Here is an 18,137-nt window from a genome sequence, read left to right on the forward strand (position 1 = left end):
ATGGTTTACGGCTTATACGCGATCTCCCCGGTGTGCCGGGCTTGTTAGCCACCGTCGCTTGCCGATCATCACCGACAAACTTGATGCCAGCGTCGGGGCATCAGGACCACGCGATTTCGCCGTCCGTCGAGGCGACGCTCGTCTTGCGCACCACCACGTCCATCGCATCCCTGGCCCAACGTCCGTGACGATCGCGATACGTCCCTCTTGCGGGCCGGGGACGTGCGGAGACAATCATAATTTTCCGAAAAGCGGAAGCGGAATATTTTTGATGGAGGGGGTTGACATTTATTCTGATAAAGCGAAACAAAGCCGAACTGATTTGCCTGTCGGGCAGAAGGTGTCGACGCAAATTCGTGGGGTGGGCAAAGGCGCGCGGCGCCGTGCCCACCATCCAACGCGCACTTGAAATGGTGGGCACGCGGAGCCTGTCATCGGGCCGCGCGCTCGCGCGGACCCGTTGGCTTTGCCTACCCTACAAACCGACGCTAGCGATCCGTTTCGGTTTCAGCGTCGACCAGCGAATAGCTCGTGCTGCGGCCGCCGGCCGGGTCCTTGGCCAGCACGCCCTTGGCGATGAGATCGTCGATGTCGCGCAAGGCAGTGTCCGGCGAACATTTGGCGAGCTGCGCCCATTTTGACGAGGTGAGCTTGCCTTCGAAGCCATTGAGCAGACGATCGATCATCGCGCGTTGACGCTCGTTGAAGGTCGCGGCGGCATGCTTCTTCCAGAAGCGCGCCTTCCTGAGCACCGCCCCCAGGATGGTCTCGGCGCGGTCGAACGCGCGGTCGAGGCAAGCGAGAAACCATGCGAGCCAATCGGTGATATCGAGATCGCCCTTCTGCGTGGCTTCGAGCATGTCGTAGTAGGCGTCGCGCTCCTGCCGGATTTGCGCGGACATGCTGTAGAAGCGTTGCGACGTCTTCTCCGAGCGCGCCAAGGCCATGTCGGCAATCGCACGCGCGATGCGGCCGTTGCCGTCGAAGGGATGGATGGTGACGAACCAGAGATGCGCGATGGCCGCCTTGATGACGGGATCAATATCCTGGCTGCCGTTGAACCAATCGATGAAGGTTTTCATTTCGTCGGCAAGCGCCGCCGCCTTCGGCGCTTCGTAGTGAACGCGCTGGCGCCCGATGGCGCCGGAGACGACCTGCATCCGGCCCGTCGCATCGGTGCGCCAGGCGCCGACTGTGATTGTCTTCATGCCGCTGCGTCCCATCGGGAACAGCGCGGCATGCCAATCGAACAAGCGTCCGGAGGTGAGCGGCTCGCTGTATTTTTCCGTGGCGTCGAGCATCATCTCGACGACGCCTTCGACATCACGATCCGCCGGCGTCAACGCGCCGATATCGACGCCGAGCCGGCGCGCAATCGATGATCGCACCTGATCGCGGTCGAGGATCTCACCTTCGATTTCGCTCGACCTAGTGACTTCCTCGGTGAGCGCTTCGAGGTTGGCTTCGCTGCGCAGCCGGAAGCCGAATTCTTCCATCCGTCCGGTGAGACGGCCCTGCCTGTTGCGGACGGCCGCGAGCTTTTGGGCAAGCCGGGCGTGGTCCCAGTGGAAGTGGGGCCAATCCTTTCGTTCGTGGATGTAAGTCGCCATATTCTCCGCATCCTATGCGGAGAATATGGACCTTAATCGTCGCGAGCGCAAGGTGTTCCCCGCAACTTATGCGGCGAATGATTCTCATCGTGAGCAAAGCCGAATGTAATCCCCGAGACGGGCCATATCCTGATGCGTCCATTGATACGATGCTTGATACGCAATCAATCCTTATGTTAGATATGGAATCAGATATAGATCGATAGCGGGAAATTATACCCATGACCGAAGAGACAACCGACCAGTTTCTAGCCCGCCGCGAACAAGAACTGACAAACCGCGCGGCCGCGCTTCGCGGCCAGCTTGCCCCTATCGAAGCCGAACTCGCCAAGGTCCAGCGAATGAAGACACTGCTAGAGGAGACTCCGCGGCCAGTAAGCGAATTGGCGAAGCTTCTTGTCGCCGCAACTCCCCCTTCTGCCGTACAGCATGGACCGCCGCCCGCCATTCCCTTTTCAGAATTGCTATCTGCGAGCTTCGCCAACTGGACGATTAAGGACTTGGTGATCCAAGCATTGCTTGATGGCTTCCCACACGGCGCAACAACTCTTGAGCTAACAGAGTTCATACGCACGGGTTACTCTCGCGAGATCGATCCTGCCAGTCTTCGCACTCAACTCCATCGGCTTAAAGCCGCTGGAATTCTTGGTCAGGAACCCAACACCCAGGAATGGAATTTCCGCGACGGCAAACGCCCGCTTCCGTGGGCTCGCGCCAAGCAGGACTCGAAGGAATGAGAGTTTGGGCCACAGGCCGCGTGCCGGCGGCCTGTGGCCCCTAACGGCGGTTGATGACCGCTAACCCGAGCCCCGACAGGCTCCTACCAGAAAGGCGGGTGGTGCTCAGTGCGTAAAGACCGCACGTTATTAGATTAGTGGACAGCCGCGCCATCGGAACTCATCACCCGATGGTGCGGCTTCCGCATGCAACAATATAGGCTGAAACTTCACGGATTAACAGGTCGGCTAATGCTCAATGCTGCGGTTATCCTCGAGTCCACCCCGCCTTGTACGCCTCTCACCCCACCTTCGCCCTTGTCCGCGCCGGGAAGATCCGAAACTCGCGCCCCTCCTTCAGCCAGCTCGCGCGTTCGTCGCGCAGCAGCGTGCGGCGGACCTTGCCTGTATCGTCGCGCGGGGCGACCGTGACGGCCTCGAAGCTTTCGGGGTGCTTGTAGCGGCTGAGTTGCTCGGCGAGAAACTCGCCCATGGCGTCGGCGATCGCCTGCGCTTCGCTCGCATCGGCAAGCTCGACGATCGCGTGCACGCGCTGGCCGAATTCGGCATCGGGCAGGCCGACGACGACGCAGGAGCGGACGTCCGGGTGCGCGCTCACCGCGGCCTCGATCTCGGCGGGATAGATGTTGGCGCCGCCGCGCAGGATCATGTCGGCGAGGCGATCGCCGAGATAGAGATAGCCGTCGGCATCGAGCCGCCCGATATCGCCGAGCGATTCCCATCCGTCGGCGCGGCGCTTCGGCTCGGCGCCAAGATAGTGATAAGTGCAGCCGGGGCCGTCATTGGGCAGGAAATAGATTTCGCCCATCTCGCCCGGCGCGACGTCGTCGCCGATGATGCGCAGCCGCGCGGTCTCGCCGATCTTCCCGACCGAGCCCTTGTGCGCAAGCCATTCGACGCCGGAGATGATGGTCGCGCCCTGCCGCTCGGTGCCGCCATAGAGCTCGAAGATGCGCTCCGGCCCGAGCCACGTGATCCAGTTTTCCTTCAGCCATGGCGGCATCGGAGCGGCCATGTGAAACACGACCTTGAGGCTCGAGAGATCATAGGCGTTGCGCACGCTTTCCGGCAGAGCCCAGATACGATGCATCATGGTCGGCACGAAATTCACCCATTCGACGCGTTCGCTCGCGATCAGGCGCAGCGTCTCCTCGGCATCGAACTTTTGCATGCCGACGATCCGTCCGCCGGCGAACAACGCGAAATGCGACACCAGGAAAGGCGCGTTGTGATAGAGCGGGCCGGGATTGAGCAGCGTCGTGCCGGGCGCAATGCCGAGCGGCTGCGGCTGATCGATCGAGGTTTCCATCACCGCCGGCTGATGATCGAGGATCACCTTCGGCCGCCCGGTCGAGCCGCCGCTGGTCATCGCTTTCCAGTAACGCGCCACCAGGTTAGTCAGCGGTTCGTCCGAAAAACCTTCCGGCACAAAACCCGCGGGCAGCGTATCGCCTGCGTTCCAGTCGGCTTCGCCGCCGACGACCAGCGAAGGTTTCAGGATCTCCAGCACCGCCGCGGCCTCGCCGCGCGGCAACCGCCACGACAGCGAGGTCGGCGTCGCGCCGCATTTCCACACCGCAAAGGTGGTCTCGAAAAATTCGTTGCTGTTGGGCAGCCCAATGGCGACGAAATCGCCGGGCTTGACGCCCTTGGCCGCAAACGCGCGGGCGCGCCGGTTGGCATTGCGCTCGAGCTGCCACCAGGTGGGCTTCTCCGCCCCGTGACCGATCGCAATGGCATCAAGAGCTTTGCGCTCGGCATACCAGCGCGGCACATCGGCAATCGGGATCAGCATGCGGGCGTTTCCGTGGCGCATGAGGGCGCTTTTGATTGATCACTATCGCATCGCCCCCCGCGCGAGGCAATTGCGGCGCGGCAGCGAAACGGCGCGATCAGGGCCGATTGCCTAAGCCTCGTCATTGCGAGGAGCGAAGCGACCGAAGCAATCCACACAGCCCGCGCGAAACTCTGGATTGCTTCGCGGAGCCTGTCATCGGGGGCGCATTCGCGCGACCCGTTGGCTCGCAATGACGTATCCCCCGCGGCATCGGCAAGCGCGCACCCGTCAGCTATGCGCCGGCCAGTGCCGGTCGCGGAACCAGGCACGGTATTCCGACATTTTCGCGCGCTGCGCCTGCGGCGCGTGACGCTTGCAGGTCGAGGCCTCTTCGCTGTTCTCGGGCGCGCCCCAGCGGAGCTCCACGCAGTCGTTCGGGTTATAGGCCATCTCGAAATCCGTCGCCCGATCGACCACATCCTTGACCGACAGCGTCCATGGCGAGCCATCGCTGCGGGTATAGGTGATCTTGCGAGAGGCAAGCTCCGACTCAAGCATGGTCTGCAATTCGGCCTTCATGTCGGCGACGCTCTTGCCGGGCGGCAGCGCATAGCGGTTGGCGCGGCGCACGAAGCGATCCGGGAAACCGCGCACCACGTCGATGGCGATCAAGAGACGAAAATCGCGCGCCGGTGTCGAAAAATCCTCCCAGGCGCCAGTCGTCTCGAAGATCGAAGCGCCGTTCGGCATGGTCGCGTCGCCACCTTGCTTGTCCTGCCATTTCCGTCCGTTCTCCACGGAGGTGACGCGTATCTTGATCTGCTCGTGCAGGCTCGTGATGGCGTCCGTCATCGCGCGCACCGGATCGAGCGGCTCGGGCGACATGACGTCGTCCATGCGATCGTAGAAATCCTCAACGCCCATCTGCGACTGCTCGGGCGAATAATCATTGTAGTCAGGGTCCTTGTTGATCTCGGCGTTGGCGAGCCGCCGCAACGAGCCGCTCTTCTCGCGGATGATAGGGCGGAAATGCTTGAAGCCGGGGGTGCCGAGCGAGGGTTCGTGCGCGAAAAGGAAGTTGCCGCGCCAGAAGCGCTTGCGCGTGATCGATCCGTCGGGCTCGGCGTCGACGGCGAGGAACACACCGGGCGTGCCGTTCACTTCCGGCACGCGGCGCACCAGCATCATCACATGGCCGTAGGGGTCGGCGTAGACCGTGCCCGGGCGCAGCGCCTCTCGCGTCAGCGGCACCGTGTAGAAATCGGCGCTTTCGTCGCCGGCACGCACGGCGCCGGTCTGCACGACGTCGCCGACGTCGCGCAGATATTCGCCAAAATTCGTCGGAGCCTTCGGCGCCGGCGGAGCCGGCTTCGCAGCCGGAGCCGCGGGCGGTTGAGCGGGCGGCGGCTCTGACCGGCCAAACAAGCCCATGAAGGTCGGCCTCCGCTCGGGCGGAGGGGGAGCAGGCTCCGGCGCTGCCTGCGCAACGACCTGGCCGGGCGGCGGAGCCGGACGCGTGACCTCGGGATGAGCGACGTTGAACCACTGGGAGCATCGCGGCGGTTTGCCGCCGAAGCCGCGCGAGCAGCTCGAATAGCCGAACGGCAGTCCCATCTTGAAAGCAAAATAGGCGCGCAGGAAGTAGACGAAGTCGGCGCAGTCGGGGCGAAGGCCGGTTTGGGTATTGTCTTCGTTGCGTCCGAGATAGTTGTACAGGAAATTGCGCGACTGGTCGCGCAGCACCTCGTACCAGACCTTCCAGTCCAGATCCTGGTCGGGCGGCGCGTCGAACAGTTTTGCGATCCATGCCGAGAACAGCGCTTCGTAGGTGCTGTTCCAGCTATTGCGCACCTGCCAGATGCTTCCCGGCGGGAAGCGAACCGGCGCCGGCTTGCGTGCGCCGACGGCGATGTCGTGGGTGACGGGGCTGCAACCTGCCGAGCGCTGCAGCGTCGCGTGCCAGGTGCCGGCGGCCGGAGCAGCGACCTCGGCAAACCAGAAATAAGGCGGCCCGTCGTGCCGGTCAGTCGATTTGACCGCGACGCTGCCATCGGGCGCAATCAGCGACAGCACGCCATCGACCGGCTTCTCGGCGGCGACCATGACGCGCAGCGGCGCGCCGCTCCAGGGCGAAAACGGCGACGGCAGGATCGTCACCTCGCCCGAGCTTGCGCAGGCATCGGACGCGGCCGCGGCCGCAGATTGCGTCGCGCCGAGCAGCAACAGAAAAAGCCCGCCCGTGATCGGCAAGAATGCCGTGGCAGCGGCAATTAAGCGGCGCCGAACAAACATCTCGAGATAGTCCCCTGCTCAGGTCCTTAAAACCTGCATCCGGCCCTGCCCGCGGGCCGGATCGCAACGTAGCGAATCGAGCGGAGGAAGTCAGCGGAATTGAATCCGGGTTCCATGGCCATTATAGGATCATCGCGCCGCATCCGGGTTTCGCCGGGGCAGTTGGAACACGCCGCGACGAGACGCCGCGCAGGCCCCATAGGGCGGAGAGAGATGATCTTCATGTCTTTGCGGGTTTTGAGCGGCGCAATGAAAATCAGCCTCCGTCGATTGGCCACCGGCTTCGCCACGCTGCCGCGGGCATGCACGCTACTTGCCTGCGCCTGGTCGCTGCTGGTGGTCGCGGCAGCCAATGCCGCCTCGGAAAGACCGGTAGCCGCCGAGAAGGGCATGGTGGCCAGTGCGCAGCATCTGGCCACCGACGTCGGCGTCAACATTCTCAAGCGCGGCGGCAATGCGGTCGATGCCGCGGTCGCGGTGGGATACGCGCTCGCCGTGGTCTACCCGGCAGCCGGCAATCTGGGCGGCGGCGGCTTCATGACCATCCGCTTTGCCGATGGACGAACGACGTTCCTCGATTTCCGCGAAAAGGCCCCGCTTGCAGCGAGCCGCGGCATGTATCTCGACAAGGACGGAAACATCATCAAGGGCCTGACCACGATCGGCTGGCTCGCCGTCGGCGTCCCCGGCACCGTCTCGGGCCTGGAGTATGCGCGCAAGAAGTACGGGACAATGACGCGCGCCGCGTTGATCACGCCGGCGATCAAGCTCGCCGACAACGGCTTCGTGCTGCAGCAAGGCGACGTCGACATGCTGGCTTCCCAGGCCGATGACTTGAGAAAATTTCCTCCGACCGCTGACATCTTTCTCGACAAGGGACAGGCTTTCTCGGCCGGCCGGAGGCTGGTGCAGGGCGAGCTTGCCGATACGTTGCGCCTGATCCGAAGGCGCGGCATTGACGGTTTCTACCGGGGCAAGACCGCCGCGGCCATCGTCAAGGCGAGCAAAGCGGGCGGCGGCATCATCGATGGCGAGGATCTTGCGCGCTACAAGACCCGCGAGCTTGCTCCGATCGAATGCGAATACCGCGGCTATCACGTGATCTCGGCGCCGCCACCGAGCTCGGGCGGTGTCGCGATCTGCGAGATGCTGAACATTCTGGAGGGATATCCGCTGCGCCAGCTCGGTTGGGGATCTGCAGCGGCGCTGCATGACGAGATCGAGGCGATGCGTCACGCTTTTGCCGATCGAGCCAGTTTTATCGGCGATCCGGATTTCGTCAAAAACCCCGTCAGCGCGTTGATCGACAAGAGCTACGCCGCGAAAATCCGGAAGGAGATCAAGCCGGACAAGGCAGGAGACTCCAGCGCGATCAAGCCCGGCGTTGCGCCTCACGAAGGCACCCACACGACGCACTTCTCCATCATCGACAATGCCGGCAACGCGGTTTCGATGACCTACACGCTCAACGACTGGTTCGGAGCAAAGGTCGTTGCGTCGGGCACAGGCGTGTTGATGAACGACGAGATGGACGATTTCACGCCGAACCCGGGTGGCACCAGCGCCGACGGAGCTGTCCAGGGAGATACGAATGCCATTGCGCCCGGCAAGACGCCGCGGAGCTCGATGACCCCGACGATCCTCACCAAGGACGGCAAGCCCCTCCTCATTCTCGGCACGCCGGGGGGAGCCCGCATCATCACGGCTGTCCTGCAGACGATCCTCAACGTCGTCGATTTCCGGATGAATATTCAGGAAGCCGTCGATGCCCCTCGCATCCATCATCAGTGGATGCCGGACGTGACGAAGGCGGAGCCCTACGCGCTTTCGCCCGACACCCGCCAGATCATGGAGGGCATGGGCTATCGATTCGAGGATTCGGAGGAGGCCAACCACGTCGACGCGATCATGGTCGGCGCGCCCAGCCTTGGCGGCAAGCCGATCGGTCGCAACCGGTACTATGGGGCAAACGATCCGCGCGGCGGCACCGGATCAGCACTGGGGTATTAGAGGCGGTCCCTGCGTGGCCAACGAAATTGGCGCGTCCTCGATCAAGAACCTCTTGACCTGCCCCCTGGGGCCGCCTCGATAAGGTTGGCCGGGACAGCCAACAACGAGGTGAGTCGTGACACCCTCCATCCGATTCCTGAGTCCGTCCGAAGCGGCGAAACGGCTCGGCGTCTCGCCCAAGGCGCTGCGGCTCTACGAGGAGCGCGGCCTAATTTCCCCTGGCCGCACGCCGGCCGGATGGCGCGCCTATGGGCCTGAGCAGATGGCCGAGGCCAGCGAGGTCGTGGCGCTGCGCCGGCTCGGGCTTAGCCTTGCGCAGATCGCGCGGGCGCGCAAAGGCGAGCCCGAGAGCCTTGAGCCGGCGCTCGCCGCGCACCAGGCGGCGCTGGAAGCTCGCATCCGCGAGCTGGCCGCTACGCTCGAAAGGGTTCAAGGCGTTCGCGCCGACCTCATCCGCGGCATGACGCCGGCGAGCGGAGAGCTGGCGCGTCTGCTCAATCCATCCGCGACGCTCGGTGTCAGCTTTGAGCTTCCCTGGCCGTGGGGCGGCGAAGTTTTCGAGCTCTCTGATATCAGGCCGCTGACCTACATCATCGGCCCGCTCGGCAGCGGCAAGACCCGCCTGGCACAGCGCCTCTCCGAAACGCTGCCCGATGCCGCGTTCCTTGGTCCGGACAGGCTGGCGGATGGCGGAGCCGCGGCTCGCGCGCGGCGCGATGCCGATCCCGCCCTCAAAGCGCGCGTCGATCAAGTCTTGAGTTGGCTGGTGGATGAAGGCGCCGTGGTATCCGATGCTCTCCTCGCCCTGATCGTCGCCCTTGAGTCCGATGGACCCGCCATTCTGGTCATCGACCTGGTAGAGCAGGGACTGGACCAGGCGACGCAGGAAGCCCTGAGCGCCCATCTGCGCCAACGTGCGAGGTCCGGCGCACGACCACTGTTCCTCCTGACGCGATCGACTGCGATCCTCGACCTCGCTGCCGTCGGCCCGGACGAGGCGATCATCCTTTGCCCCGCCAATCACAGCCCGCCGAGGCGTGTCGCGCCTTATCCGGGCGTTGCCGGCTACGAGGCGGTGGCGACCTGTCTCGCCTCGCCCGAGGTGCGCGCCCGTACCGAAGGCGTGATCGCGTGGCGGCCCGATGTGGCGTGATCTACTTGATTTTCGTCTCCGCCGAGATCAGCTCTCCGCCCTCCGCGGTGCTGATCGTCAGCCGCACTTGATCGCCATTGCCGGCGGCGATAGCCGCTGAAATATGGTTGCCGTTTTTCGGATCGGGCTGCACGCGGTCATCGAACAGGACCGTCTCGCCGCGCTTCAAGGTGACACGAAGCGGCGCGGTCGGCTTGATGGCGAAGAACTGAAGATTCACGCGCGACGCGTCAGCCAAGAAATTAATCAGGATGTTCTCGTTCGCCTGTGTCACGTTGCTCATGCCGACGATCGGGCTGTACGTCTCCGGTATCGACACTTCGCCGTGCGCCGGGAAATCGGCCTTGTGAAAGAACTGGTCCGAGACGCCGGCCCACAATTCGACATAGGGCTGCGCCTCGTTCGGGTTCTTGCGCGCCTCGGCTGCGTTCGCAAGCGACGGAAATCCCCAGGTCCACATCTTCAAGCCCCGCGTCACCTTGTTGTCGGCGATGCGGATGATGCCCTCTTCATTGTCGTGATTGATCACGCCCCAGAAATTGCCACCTTGCATATCGGGCGCGGCGTAGGCGATGCCCATCGTCGGCCAGTTCTTGAAGGAGCGGATTTTTTCGAAACGATGCCGGCCCGAGCCCGCGCTCGCATCGCCTTCGGCAATGTTCGCCGACCAGCCTGGCGTGGTGTAGGCCGCGATCGACGCGACGATCTCGGCGCCGGCGGTCGTCATCGGATGGTTCGCCTCCGATCCCGGCGCGAGCGCGGTGCAGGTCCAGTATTCGTATTTGATGCTCTCGTCTTTCGGATTTTTCAGCACCACGCGGGCGTCGAGCGCGGCGCGGCCGGCTTTCAGCGTGACAAAGTTCGTCGCTTCGATGCCACTCGAGCCCTTCATGAATTTGCCCGGCGGCGCGGAGTAGGCGAAATCGTCCTTGATCGACATCGCCACCGTGATTTCGCTGTCCGTCTGATTCACGATCCTGAACGCCCAGGGCTTGAGCCATGTCTTGCCGTGCTCGGGATCCGGAAAGGTCGGGAAGATGCCGCCATAGACCATCAGCCAGTCGTAATAGAAATTGCCGGCCTTGATGCCGTAGGGCACGCCGACTTCGGTGCGGTAAAGCTCCTCATGGCCGGTCGGCTTGTAGAGAATCGAAATGATGCGCCCGCCGAATTCCGGCACCAGCGTGACCTTGAGATACCGGTTCTCGAGCACGTAGGTCTTGAACGTGTGCTCGACGATCGTCTTCTTGTCGAGCGAGCCGGCGACGAATCCGTTCTCGGCATCGCTTGCGTATTTGACGGTGCTCCAGGAAATCGTCGACTTGCTGAGCGAAACCTTGTCTGTGGCCTGCGCCTGCACACGCGCCGGCGCGCCGATAGCCGAAAGCACGGCAGCCGCGACAAGGATGCGGCCAGGCCCGCGACCACGAATTGCCATGTCCGTCGCCTTCCAATGAGGAGGAGCGGCAATTCTAGCGCAGAAACGCAGCGCGCGCTCACCTCGCCTGCGCTACTGGCGCAGCGCTCGCCGTGTTGAACGGCGCAGGCTTGACCGGCTTCGGCGGCCGCGGCTGGATGATCATCGTCACCACATGCTCGCTCAACAGCTCGCTCTGCCCAGGGAACCACATGCCCGTGGGGCCTGCGGCATTGGCGTGCTCGGCGAAGGCGCGGCTCAAGCCAAAATGTTCGAGCCGCGCTTCTTCCCGCGCAATGCCAAGGCGCTTGTCAGCCGCGGTCTGACCCCGGAAGTAGGACTGGTGGAACCCAAGCCTGGCGCTCGCGAACAGATAGCGCTGCCTGCCGCCGAGGAAGACGATGGTGCAGGCGGAGAGGCATTGCTGCGTGACGTAGGTCGACAGTCGCCGCGCACGGATCAGGTCGGAGATCTTCTGCGCTTCGGCGATGCGCCCGCCGATCGAATTCAGCCGCACGGTGCGGACGTTGTCCATGGCATTCAGCATGGTCTCGAACTCCCTGGCCGTGCCGAACGAGATGCCGCCGGAGAAATCGAGCATGGTGCCGTTGTTCATCACCTTGAAGTGATGCGGCCCGAGGCGCTTGTCGCCGGCGAGAATCTCCAGCACGCCGGAGGTCTGCGGGATCGCGACGACGCAAAGGCTGTAAACGAGGTTGAGCAAGCCGAGCCCGATCGTCACCTTGGCGGCCGCGCCCCAGAAGCGCTTGCCGCTTCGGCGGTAGGCCGTCGCCGCGCGCCAGACGCCGACCATCGCCCAGAGCGAGAACAGGATGATCCCGCCCCAGGTCAGGCCGAGCGAGATCAGCCAGCGCACCGGCTGCTCGGCCGCGCGGTGGTTGATGGCCGCCGCAAGCGCGGCGAGCGAGACGCCGACGCAAATGCCGAGCACCAAATGGTTGACCCAATAGGAGCGCGCCAGCGACAGCTCGCCGCGCCAATGCCGCACGAAGACATTTTGCGCCGGCGCTCTCGGCAGCGGCGGCGGCAGCGGGGCCGGCGGCAACGGTGGCGGCGCGAGGCCGGGCGCATCGGCGGCATGGCCGAAAGCGGATGTTTCGCTCGCGTCGTCCATCAGCGAATCATGCAGCGCGTGGGTCACGGGTCCTTGTCCTTGGTTCCTTCGTCAGGGCTCGACGGACAGGCAGGGCGATTTTTCGATGGTGGCGGGGAAAATTCTGTGAGGAAGCGCACGCTCACGAGGGCGCGCGCAGACCTGGAACAGAGGGATCGAACCCAGCGGAATGGAGCCGGCACCAAAAACAAGGCGGATGCGTCCGCCGACGGCGGCATGGGCCGGAGATCAGGCCAGAACCGCCTCGCCAATGTCGGCAGGCCAGTCAGATGAAGATGCGCATGTTGAGGGAACTCATTCGCTTCGCCGCCGGCATTCCTGCCTCATGTGCCGCGCTCGTCGATCGCGCCGCCGATGCATTCGCCCGGCTCGAATACCGGTGTCTTATGCGCTGAGCCTGGCGACGAGAGGACCGCGCGGAATCAGCTCTTCGACGGCTTCTTGCCGTGCGAGACATCGGGCGTGCCGCGGAACAGCGACATATGCGTATGCGTCGCAGTCCAGGGATCGCCGACATGCGCGCGGGTGAAGGACACGGTGGCGCGGCCCTTGCGGTCGAACGGCTTGCCGTCGGGAAAATACCCGGTCGAATCCCACACCGCGAGCCCGACCGCAAACAGCCGGTCCGGCGAGACCATCGCCCTCGCTTCGTCCAGCTGCCAGACAAACCCGTCGATGGTCGGCCAGACGTTGCGCCACTGATTGTCCTCCGCAAGCTCGCGGCCGATCATGAAATCGGTGAAGGTGCCGAAGGCGACAAAGTCCTCGGCAAACAGATGACGCGCGGCGGCGAAATCGACCGCCCGCACATGCTCGGCAAGCTCGGCAAACCAGGCCTTGACGGCGGCGAGATCGGCAGGCGTGGCTGGCGGCAGGGTCATGGGGTGTCCTTGATGGCAATCATTGATATCGCGGGTGATTGATTTCATCAAACATGGCCCGGCCGGCCAAGCGGGGTTCACGGCCCCCGATTCCGGTTGATTCAAATCAAGCCATCCCTGCCGGCGTGCCCCTAACCTGATCCAAACCAGCCTTGGAGCCCTGCATGCGCGCACACCAGATCATGACGCGGAATGTGATTTCAGTTGATCCCGACGCAACGGTCGCCGAGGCGGCAAACCTCATGCTGCGGAAGCACATCAGCGGGCTCCCCGTGGTCGACAAGGCAGGCACTGCCGTGGGCATCCTGTCAGAGGGTGATTTTCTACGCAGGAGCGAAATCGGCACGCCGCGCCAGCGCGGTCGTCTGTTGAGTTTCTTTCTCGGTTACGGCGGCGCCGCCGAGGACTATGTCCGCGAACATGGCCGCAAGGTTTCGGAAATCATGACGCGGCCGCCGATCACGGTCAGCGAGCAGGCATCGCTACCGGAAATCGTTGCGGTTATGGAGCGGAAGCACATCAAGCGGGTCCCGGTCGTGCGCGACGGAAAAGTCGTCGGGATCGTGTCGCGATCCAATCTGTTGCAGGCCCTCGCAAGCCTTGCCCGTGATGTGCCTGACCCCACAGCCGATGACGACCACATCCGCCGGCGGATCATCGCCGAGATCGAGAAATACGACTGGCGTCCCATCGGCCTGAACGTCATCGTCCGCGATGGCATCGTGCACCTGAGCGGCTCGATCACCGACGAACGCTCCCGGCAGGCGGCCATCGTTGCCGCGGAGAACGTCGAGGGAGTCGTCAAGGTGCATGATCATCTTTGCTGGACGGACCTCGAGACCGGCTACTTCCAGTCTTCTCCCGAAGATGACGAATGGGCGAAGGCAAGCTGACGGTCCCTGGTCCCCGGCATCAAGGTCTGCATCGTCTCCCTACTTCTCGAGATTCTTCGCCGGCGGCCAGTCGCGCGAATAGACGGGATTGGCGAGGAATTGCTTCGGATCGTAGGTCCAGAACTGGCTGACATCGGAATAGGTCTTGATCACCGAATTGACCAGGCGACCGTCCTTGCGCTCCACCTTGCGGATATAGACGTTGCCGACCACGTTGCCGTACTGGTCGAACTTGACCGGCCCGCGCACGGTATCGACATTGGTTGCGCGCAGCGCGGCCATGAAGGCATCCTTGTCCTCGACCTTGCCATTGACCGCCTTCAAGGCCGCTTCCAGCACGGCCGCCTCGACATAGGTGCTCGCGGCGTAGAAGCCGGGGTCGTAACTGAATTGCTTGCGGAAGGCCGGTGCAAACTTCCTGTTGAGCGGGTTGTCGAGCTCGGCGGAATACCAGCAGGCCGTGACAATGCCGAGCGCCTCGTCGCCCATGTTGCGCAGCACGGCTTCATCGAGCGCCGTCATGCCGCCGACCGGCGTCAATTTATCCTTCATGCCGTATTCGACAAACTGTCGGAGGAAGCGGAAACCGTTCGAGCCCGCAAGCCCGAGGAAGATTGCATCCGCGTCGGGCTTGAGATCGGTCACGATGGTCCCATAGTCGGGCACGGTGAGCGGCGGAAACAGTTTCTGGATGATCTTGCCGCCGTCCTCCTCGAATACGCGCTGGAAGCCTGCGCACATCTCCTGGCCATAGGCGATGTCGTCGGCGATGGTGATCATGCGCTTGAACTTCAATTCCTTGGCGCAATAGTCCGCCATCGGATGCGCGCATTGCGACGAGGTCGAGGTGCCGCGCACGAACCAGGGGTTGGGATGACGCTGCGTCATGTCCTCGGCGGCGGCAACCGACAGCGTCGGGGTCTTGGTCTGGCGGATATAATCGTCGATGGCGAGCGCCTCGAAGGCGGCGAGCGGGCCGATCAGGCAATGCACGTTGTTGCGCTCGACGAGCTCCTGCGTCTTGGTGCGCGCAGTCGCGGGAACGCCGGCGGTATCGGCCACGATCAGCTCGACCTTCCTCCCGGCAAGCTCATTGTTGCGCTCGCTCAAGTACATCACGAGCGCGCGCTCCATATCGATGCCGCCTGAGGCGAGCGGCCCCGTCTTCACCGTGAGAAGTCCCACGCGGATCGCGCCGGCGGTTTCCGCAGCCGCCTGCCCCGCAAAGCCTGCCAGCGCGGTCGCCGCACCCGCCTGCATCAAGTCGCGTCTCGTGATCCTCATGACGTCCTCCCTGATTTTGTATGATCTATCGTTCGCGCAGTTTCGTCCTTCCGTCACTGCTTCCGTGGGATCATCGGAAGCAGCAGGTAATTCGCCTCATGATCGTCGAGATGCAGGGTCGTTCGCCCGGCGAAGACAGACGCCGGCCGGTCGCGCGGGTCGTCGTGCAGGAACGGTCCGCACCCCGTCAGCTCGTTCTTGAAGTTCGAGAGCCGCAGCCCCGTCGTCTTCTGCCATTCGTAATCCCGCCCCCGCACCGACAATGCGATCCGGCATCCGGCCGGCACGACGATGGACGTTGGCCAGAGCTCGATGTCCAGATCGACCGGCTGGCCCGGGACGAGGGGCTGCTTTTCGTCATGGGAGTGATAGGGCCGCCATGGTTTTGAGAGGCGGCTATCGAGCTTGCGATGCGAGGCGCGCAGCCAGCCCTGGGCCACCGGTGTATGTGGATCGATCGCGCCCACGAACACGATTTCGCGCAGGTCGGCCGTGAAGACGCGAAATACGAGAAAGAGATCGGCATCGGATGTCGAGGAGGAAACGCGCAGGCGCGCGGCGAGCGGTCCGGTGATTTCGGTCTCCTCGATAAGTGGCTCTGACAGGAAGGTGAGGCCGTCGCCGGCCGCGTCGAAGGGCACGCTGCCGGATGTCGCAGGCGGCGAAGCTGACAAGGTCTGGGAAGCCGGATCGAGATAGAACCTGGTCCAGGCGGTTCGCTCAAGCGGCCACTCTGCTTCGCTCCGCTCCTCGAAGCGATCGACGTGGCGCACCTGCAGCAAGACGCGAGGCCGCTCGCGCCAACCATTATCCTCGCCCTTCAGATAGTAATCGAAGAAGGCCTTCTGCAGCGTGCGCCCGTAATCGGTATAAAAATGCGTCCAATGCTCAAGGCCATGGGCCTCCAACCACTTCTCCTCGGAAGCAGCGCGCACAAATCCCTCGAAATTGCCGCGGGGATGCAGGCCCTGCCCGCCCCAATTCGCGGCGGACAGGAAAGGCACCGTCACCTTGTCCCATTGCGGCGAACGCGCGCGGTGATAGTCGTCATCGAGCGGATGCTTGAGAATGTCCTCGCCGAAGCTGCAGCGGTTGCGCGCGAGCTCGTCGTCGGACAGCGTCTCGTCGCCGCACACCCAAAGGCCGGAGACCGGATTGCGCGGACCGCGTTCGCCAAGACCGTACTGCACGGTCTTCACCTGCATGTCGTACCAGTTCGCCCAGAAGGTCGAGAGGATGCCGCCGTGATGGGTCATGTCGCGGTACCAGTCGGCCGCGCCTTCCCAGATGCACATGGCTTTGAGATGCGGCGGCCGGAGTGAAGCGACATGCCACTGATTGATGCCGTAATACGACACACCCGAAAGGCCGATCCTGCCGTTCGACCACGGCTGCCGCGCGGCCCATTCGATGCAGCCGTAGAAGTCGCGCGTCTCACGCGGCGAGAAATGATCGATGAACCCCGGTGAGCGGCCGGTCCCGCGCGAATCCACGCGCACGCAGGCGTAGCCGTGCGGCACCCACTTCTCGGGATCGACGACCTCCCAGTTCTGATATTTGTTGGTCGACCCGTAAGCGACGTCCGGATGGCTAGCTGCCATCTTCTGCCAGGCGGTCGGATAACCTTGCTGGAAGGAAAGGCCCTTGGCGTAGGGGCCGTAGGTCAAAAGGGCGGGACAGGGTTCGCCCGAGATTGGCCGAAACACGTCGCCCTTGAGCACGGCGCCATCGTCGACCGGGATATCGACATCCCGGTCGATCGCCATGCCGTCCTGGACCACCGTGGCGGCCATCCGCACGCCCCCCGCTGCCGCCATGCGTCGCGATGGAAACCTGTCTTGCGTAAATTATCAAGCGATAAACGCATGGTCCGGACGAGGGTGCAGCCGTTTCCCGCCTGCGCGCGCCCCTGGAATGGGCTGTCCTCGTGGCCTGGTGCTTCGGCGGGCGAAGACAGGTCCGACAAGACCGTGCGCAAACAATGGGCCAGGCGCGATGATGATCGATCATCGCGCTTTAGCGCGCAAACGCATTGCCGCTTTGGACACCGCAGGTCGGAGTGCCGTCATCACACCATCGATCTCGTGCATGGCGCTATCAGCCCCCGGCACATGATGCACGCCCTACCCGATCTTCCGCAGATCACGGATGCCGAGCAGCGCCATGGTGTGCCGCCCTGACACATGATGGAACTGGACCGTGGACGGAAGATCGCTGTTGTGGCCGCCATCAAACCTCCGCTATCTTGGCGTGTCTCTTACAGACCAATGTCGGGCAGGTTTTTCGCATCGGAGGACCGTCATGACAAGTTCTTCGGCTATTCTGCAAAGTCTTCGAACCGGAACCGATGTGGCGCCGCTCCGCGCAAAGTGGGGGTGGATCGTCGCACTCGGTTTCGTCTATGTCGTCGCCGGCTTCGTTGCGCTCGGCAGCGTCGTGATGGCGACGGTCGCGAGCGTCTTCGTCGTCGGCGTCATGATGATCGTCGCCGGCGTCGCCGAGCTCTTCAACGCTTTCCAGGTCAAGAGCTGGGGCAAATTCCTGATCTGGGGCTTGCTTGGCGTGCTCTACATCGTCGCAGGCTTTGTGACGTTCGAGAACCCGCTGTTCGCCGCCGTGCTGCTCACGCTGATACTGGGCGCATCGCTGGTTGCTTCCGGCGTCGTGCGGATCTTTCTGGCATTCAACATGAAGCGCGAAATGCCATGGATCTGGGTGGCGCTCTCCGGCGTCATCACGCTCCTGGTCGGCCTCGTGATCCTGGTGCACTGGCCGGTCAACAGCGTTTACATCCTCGGCCTGTTCCTGGGTATCGACCTTATCATGGCGGGCGCCGGATGGATCGGGCTCGGCCTTGGCCTGCATCGCGTTCCGGCTGCGCGACCGGCCTGATCGCGTCGTGACCGTGCCGTCGCGATCGACGGTTTAGTATCAGTTTCCCGCCCTTC

General features: G+C 63.6%; 14 protein-coding genes. 6 read left to right on the forward strand and 8 right to left on the reverse strand.

Annotated features, from left to right (window positions below):
* Positions 1 to 488: 488 nt before the first annotated feature.
* Positions 489 to 1,610 carry a Fic family protein gene (locus tag VKR55_RS16525; RefSeq protein ID WP_324404981.1) on the reverse strand — a complete coding sequence of 374 codons (1,122 nt, stop codon included), beginning with the start codon at positions 1,608 to 1,610 and terminating at the stop codon, positions 489 to 491.
* A 221-nt stretch (positions 1,611 to 1,831) separates the two neighbouring features.
* Between VKR55_RS16525 and VKR55_RS16530 the strand changes: the two genes are divergently transcribed.
* The gene (locus VKR55_RS16530) at positions 1,832 to 2,347 is read left to right on the forward strand and encodes a hypothetical protein (protein ID WP_324404982.1); all 516 of its coding nucleotides are present in this window, start codon (positions 1,832 to 1,834) and stop codon (positions 2,345 to 2,347) included.
* 280 nt (positions 2,348 to 2,627) lie between these two features.
* Here the strand turns inward: VKR55_RS16530 and VKR55_RS16535 are convergent, their stop codons facing one another.
* Both VKR55_RS16535 and VKR55_RS16540 read right to left on the reverse strand, forming a co-directional pair.
* Positions 2,628 to 4,142: an AMP-binding protein gene (locus tag VKR55_RS16535; RefSeq protein WP_324404983.1), complete on the reverse strand. Its 1,515-nt coding sequence runs from the start codon at positions 4,140 to 4,142 to the stop codon at positions 2,628 to 2,630.
* A 270-nt stretch (positions 4,143 to 4,412) separates the two neighbouring features.
* The gene (locus VKR55_RS16540) at positions 4,413 to 6,416 is read right to left on the reverse strand and encodes a hypothetical protein (protein WP_324404984.1); all 2,004 of its coding nucleotides are present in this window, start codon (positions 6,414 to 6,416) and stop codon (positions 4,413 to 4,415) included.
* A 249-nt stretch (positions 6,417 to 6,665) separates the two neighbouring features.
* Between VKR55_RS16540 and ggt the strand changes: the two genes are divergently transcribed.
* Positions 6,666 to 8,426 carry a gamma-glutamyltransferase gene (gene ggt, locus VKR55_RS16545; RefSeq protein ID WP_324404985.1) on the forward strand — a complete coding sequence of 587 codons (1,761 nt, stop codon included), beginning with the start codon at positions 6,666 to 6,668 and terminating at the stop codon, positions 8,424 to 8,426.
* A 115-nt stretch (positions 8,427 to 8,541) separates the two neighbouring features.
* Positions 8,542 to 9,579, forward strand: a complete 1,038-nt coding sequence (locus tag VKR55_RS16550; RefSeq protein WP_324404986.1) for a MerR family transcriptional regulator — start codon at positions 8,542 to 8,544, stop codon at positions 9,577 to 9,579.
* Position 9,580: 1 nt separating this feature from the next.
* On the opposite strand, the gene VKR55_RS16555 is transcribed toward VKR55_RS16550, so the two are convergent.
* Together VKR55_RS16555 and VKR55_RS16560 are read right to left on the reverse strand one after the other, a co-directional pair.
* Positions 9,581 to 11,017, reverse strand: a complete 1,437-nt coding sequence (locus VKR55_RS16555; RefSeq protein WP_324404987.1) for a DUF5107 domain-containing protein — start codon at positions 11,015 to 11,017, stop codon at positions 9,581 to 9,583.
* A 58-nt stretch (positions 11,018 to 11,075) separates the two neighbouring features.
* A complete protein-coding gene (locus VKR55_RS16560) occupies positions 11,076 to 12,158 on the reverse strand; it encodes a COG3904 family protein (protein WP_324404988.1) in 1,083 nt (360 codons plus the stop codon).
* A 242-nt stretch (positions 12,159 to 12,400) separates the two neighbouring features.
* Here VKR55_RS16560 and VKR55_RS16565 point away from each other — a divergent pair, with 242 nt between their 5' ends.
* The gene (locus tag VKR55_RS16565; protein ID WP_324404989.1) at positions 12,401 to 12,526 is read left to right on the forward strand and encodes a hypothetical protein; all 126 of its coding nucleotides are present in this window, start codon (positions 12,401 to 12,403) and stop codon (positions 12,524 to 12,526) included.
* A gap of 27 nt (positions 12,527 to 12,553) precedes the next feature.
* Here the strand turns inward: VKR55_RS16565 and VKR55_RS16570 are convergent, their stop codons facing one another.
* Positions 12,554 to 13,012 carry a YybH family protein gene (locus VKR55_RS16570; protein ID WP_324404990.1) on the reverse strand — a complete coding sequence of 153 codons (459 nt, stop codon included), beginning with the start codon at positions 13,010 to 13,012 and terminating at the stop codon, positions 12,554 to 12,556.
* Between the two features lie 164 nt (positions 13,013 to 13,176).
* On the opposite strand from VKR55_RS16570, the gene VKR55_RS16575 reads away from it, so the two are divergent.
* On the forward strand, positions 13,177 to 13,905 hold the full coding sequence (locus VKR55_RS16575; protein ID WP_324404991.1) for a CBS domain-containing protein: 729 nt from the start codon (positions 13,177 to 13,179) through the stop codon (positions 13,903 to 13,905).
* 39 nt (positions 13,906 to 13,944) lie between these two features.
* Here the strand turns inward: VKR55_RS16575 and VKR55_RS16580 are convergent, their stop codons facing one another.
* Together VKR55_RS16580 and VKR55_RS16585 are read right to left on the reverse strand one after the other, a co-directional pair.
* Positions 13,945 to 15,189, reverse strand: a complete 1,245-nt coding sequence (locus tag VKR55_RS16580; RefSeq protein ID WP_324404992.1) for an ABC transporter substrate-binding protein — start codon at positions 15,187 to 15,189, stop codon at positions 13,945 to 13,947.
* 53 nt (positions 15,190 to 15,242) lie between these two features.
* Positions 15,243 to 16,982 (reverse strand): CocE/NonD family hydrolase, encoded by a 1,740-nt coding sequence (locus tag VKR55_RS16585; protein ID WP_324404993.1) that lies wholly within the window; start codon positions 16,980 to 16,982, stop codon positions 15,243 to 15,245.
* Positions 16,983 to 17,490: 508 nt separating this feature from the next.
* On the opposite strand from VKR55_RS16585, the gene VKR55_RS16590 reads away from it, so the two are divergent.
* Positions 17,491 to 18,081: an HdeD family acid-resistance protein gene (locus VKR55_RS16590; protein ID WP_324404994.1), complete on the forward strand. Its 591-nt coding sequence runs from the start codon at positions 17,491 to 17,493 to the stop codon at positions 18,079 to 18,081.
* Positions 18,082 to 18,137 lie beyond the last annotated feature (56 nt).

Origin of the sequence: Bradyrhizobium sp. (assembly GCF_035309285.1) — a bacterium.
Taxonomy (GTDB): domain Bacteria; phylum Pseudomonadota; class Alphaproteobacteria; order Rhizobiales; family Xanthobacteraceae; genus Bradyrhizobium.

Coding starts and splice junctions, on each gene's coding strand:
- VKR55_RS16525 (WP_324404981.1), bottom strand. CDS start 1,610: ATGGCGACTTACATCCACGAACGAAAGGATTGGCCCCACTTCCACTGG.
- VKR55_RS16530 (WP_324404982.1), top strand. CDS start 1,832: ATGACCGAAGAGACAACCGACCAGTTTCTAGCCCGCCGCGAACAAGAA.
- VKR55_RS16535 (WP_324404983.1), bottom strand. CDS start 4,142: ATGCTGATCCCGATTGCCGATGTGCCGCGCTGGTATGCCGAGCGCAAA.
- VKR55_RS16540 (WP_324404984.1), bottom strand. CDS start 6,416: ATGTTTGTTCGGCGCCGCTTAATTGCCGCTGCCACGGCATTCTTGCCG.
- ggt (WP_324404985.1), top strand. CDS start 6,666: ATGAAAATCAGCCTCCGTCGATTGGCCACCGGCTTCGCCACGCTGCCG.
- VKR55_RS16555 (WP_324404987.1), bottom strand. CDS start 11,017: ATGGCAATTCGTGGTCGCGGGCCTGGCCGCATCCTTGTCGCGGCTGCC.
- VKR55_RS16565 (WP_324404989.1), top strand. CDS start 12,401: ATGAAGATGCGCATGTTGAGGGAACTCATTCGCTTCGCCGCCGGCATT.
- VKR55_RS16570 (WP_324404990.1), bottom strand. CDS start 13,012: ATGACCCTGCCGCCAGCCACGCCTGCCGATCTCGCCGCCGTCAAGGCC.
- VKR55_RS16575 (WP_324404991.1), top strand. CDS start 13,177: ATGCGCGCACACCAGATCATGACGCGGAATGTGATTTCAGTTGATCCC.
- VKR55_RS16580 (WP_324404992.1), bottom strand. CDS start 15,189: ATGAGGATCACGAGACGCGACTTGATGCAGGCGGGTGCGGCGACCGCG.
- VKR55_RS16585 (WP_324404993.1), bottom strand. CDS start 16,982: ATGGCCGCCACGGTGGTCCAGGACGGCATGGCGATCGACCGGGATGTC.
- VKR55_RS16590 (WP_324404994.1), top strand. CDS start 17,491: ATGACAAGTTCTTCGGCTATTCTGCAAAGTCTTCGAACCGGAACCGAT.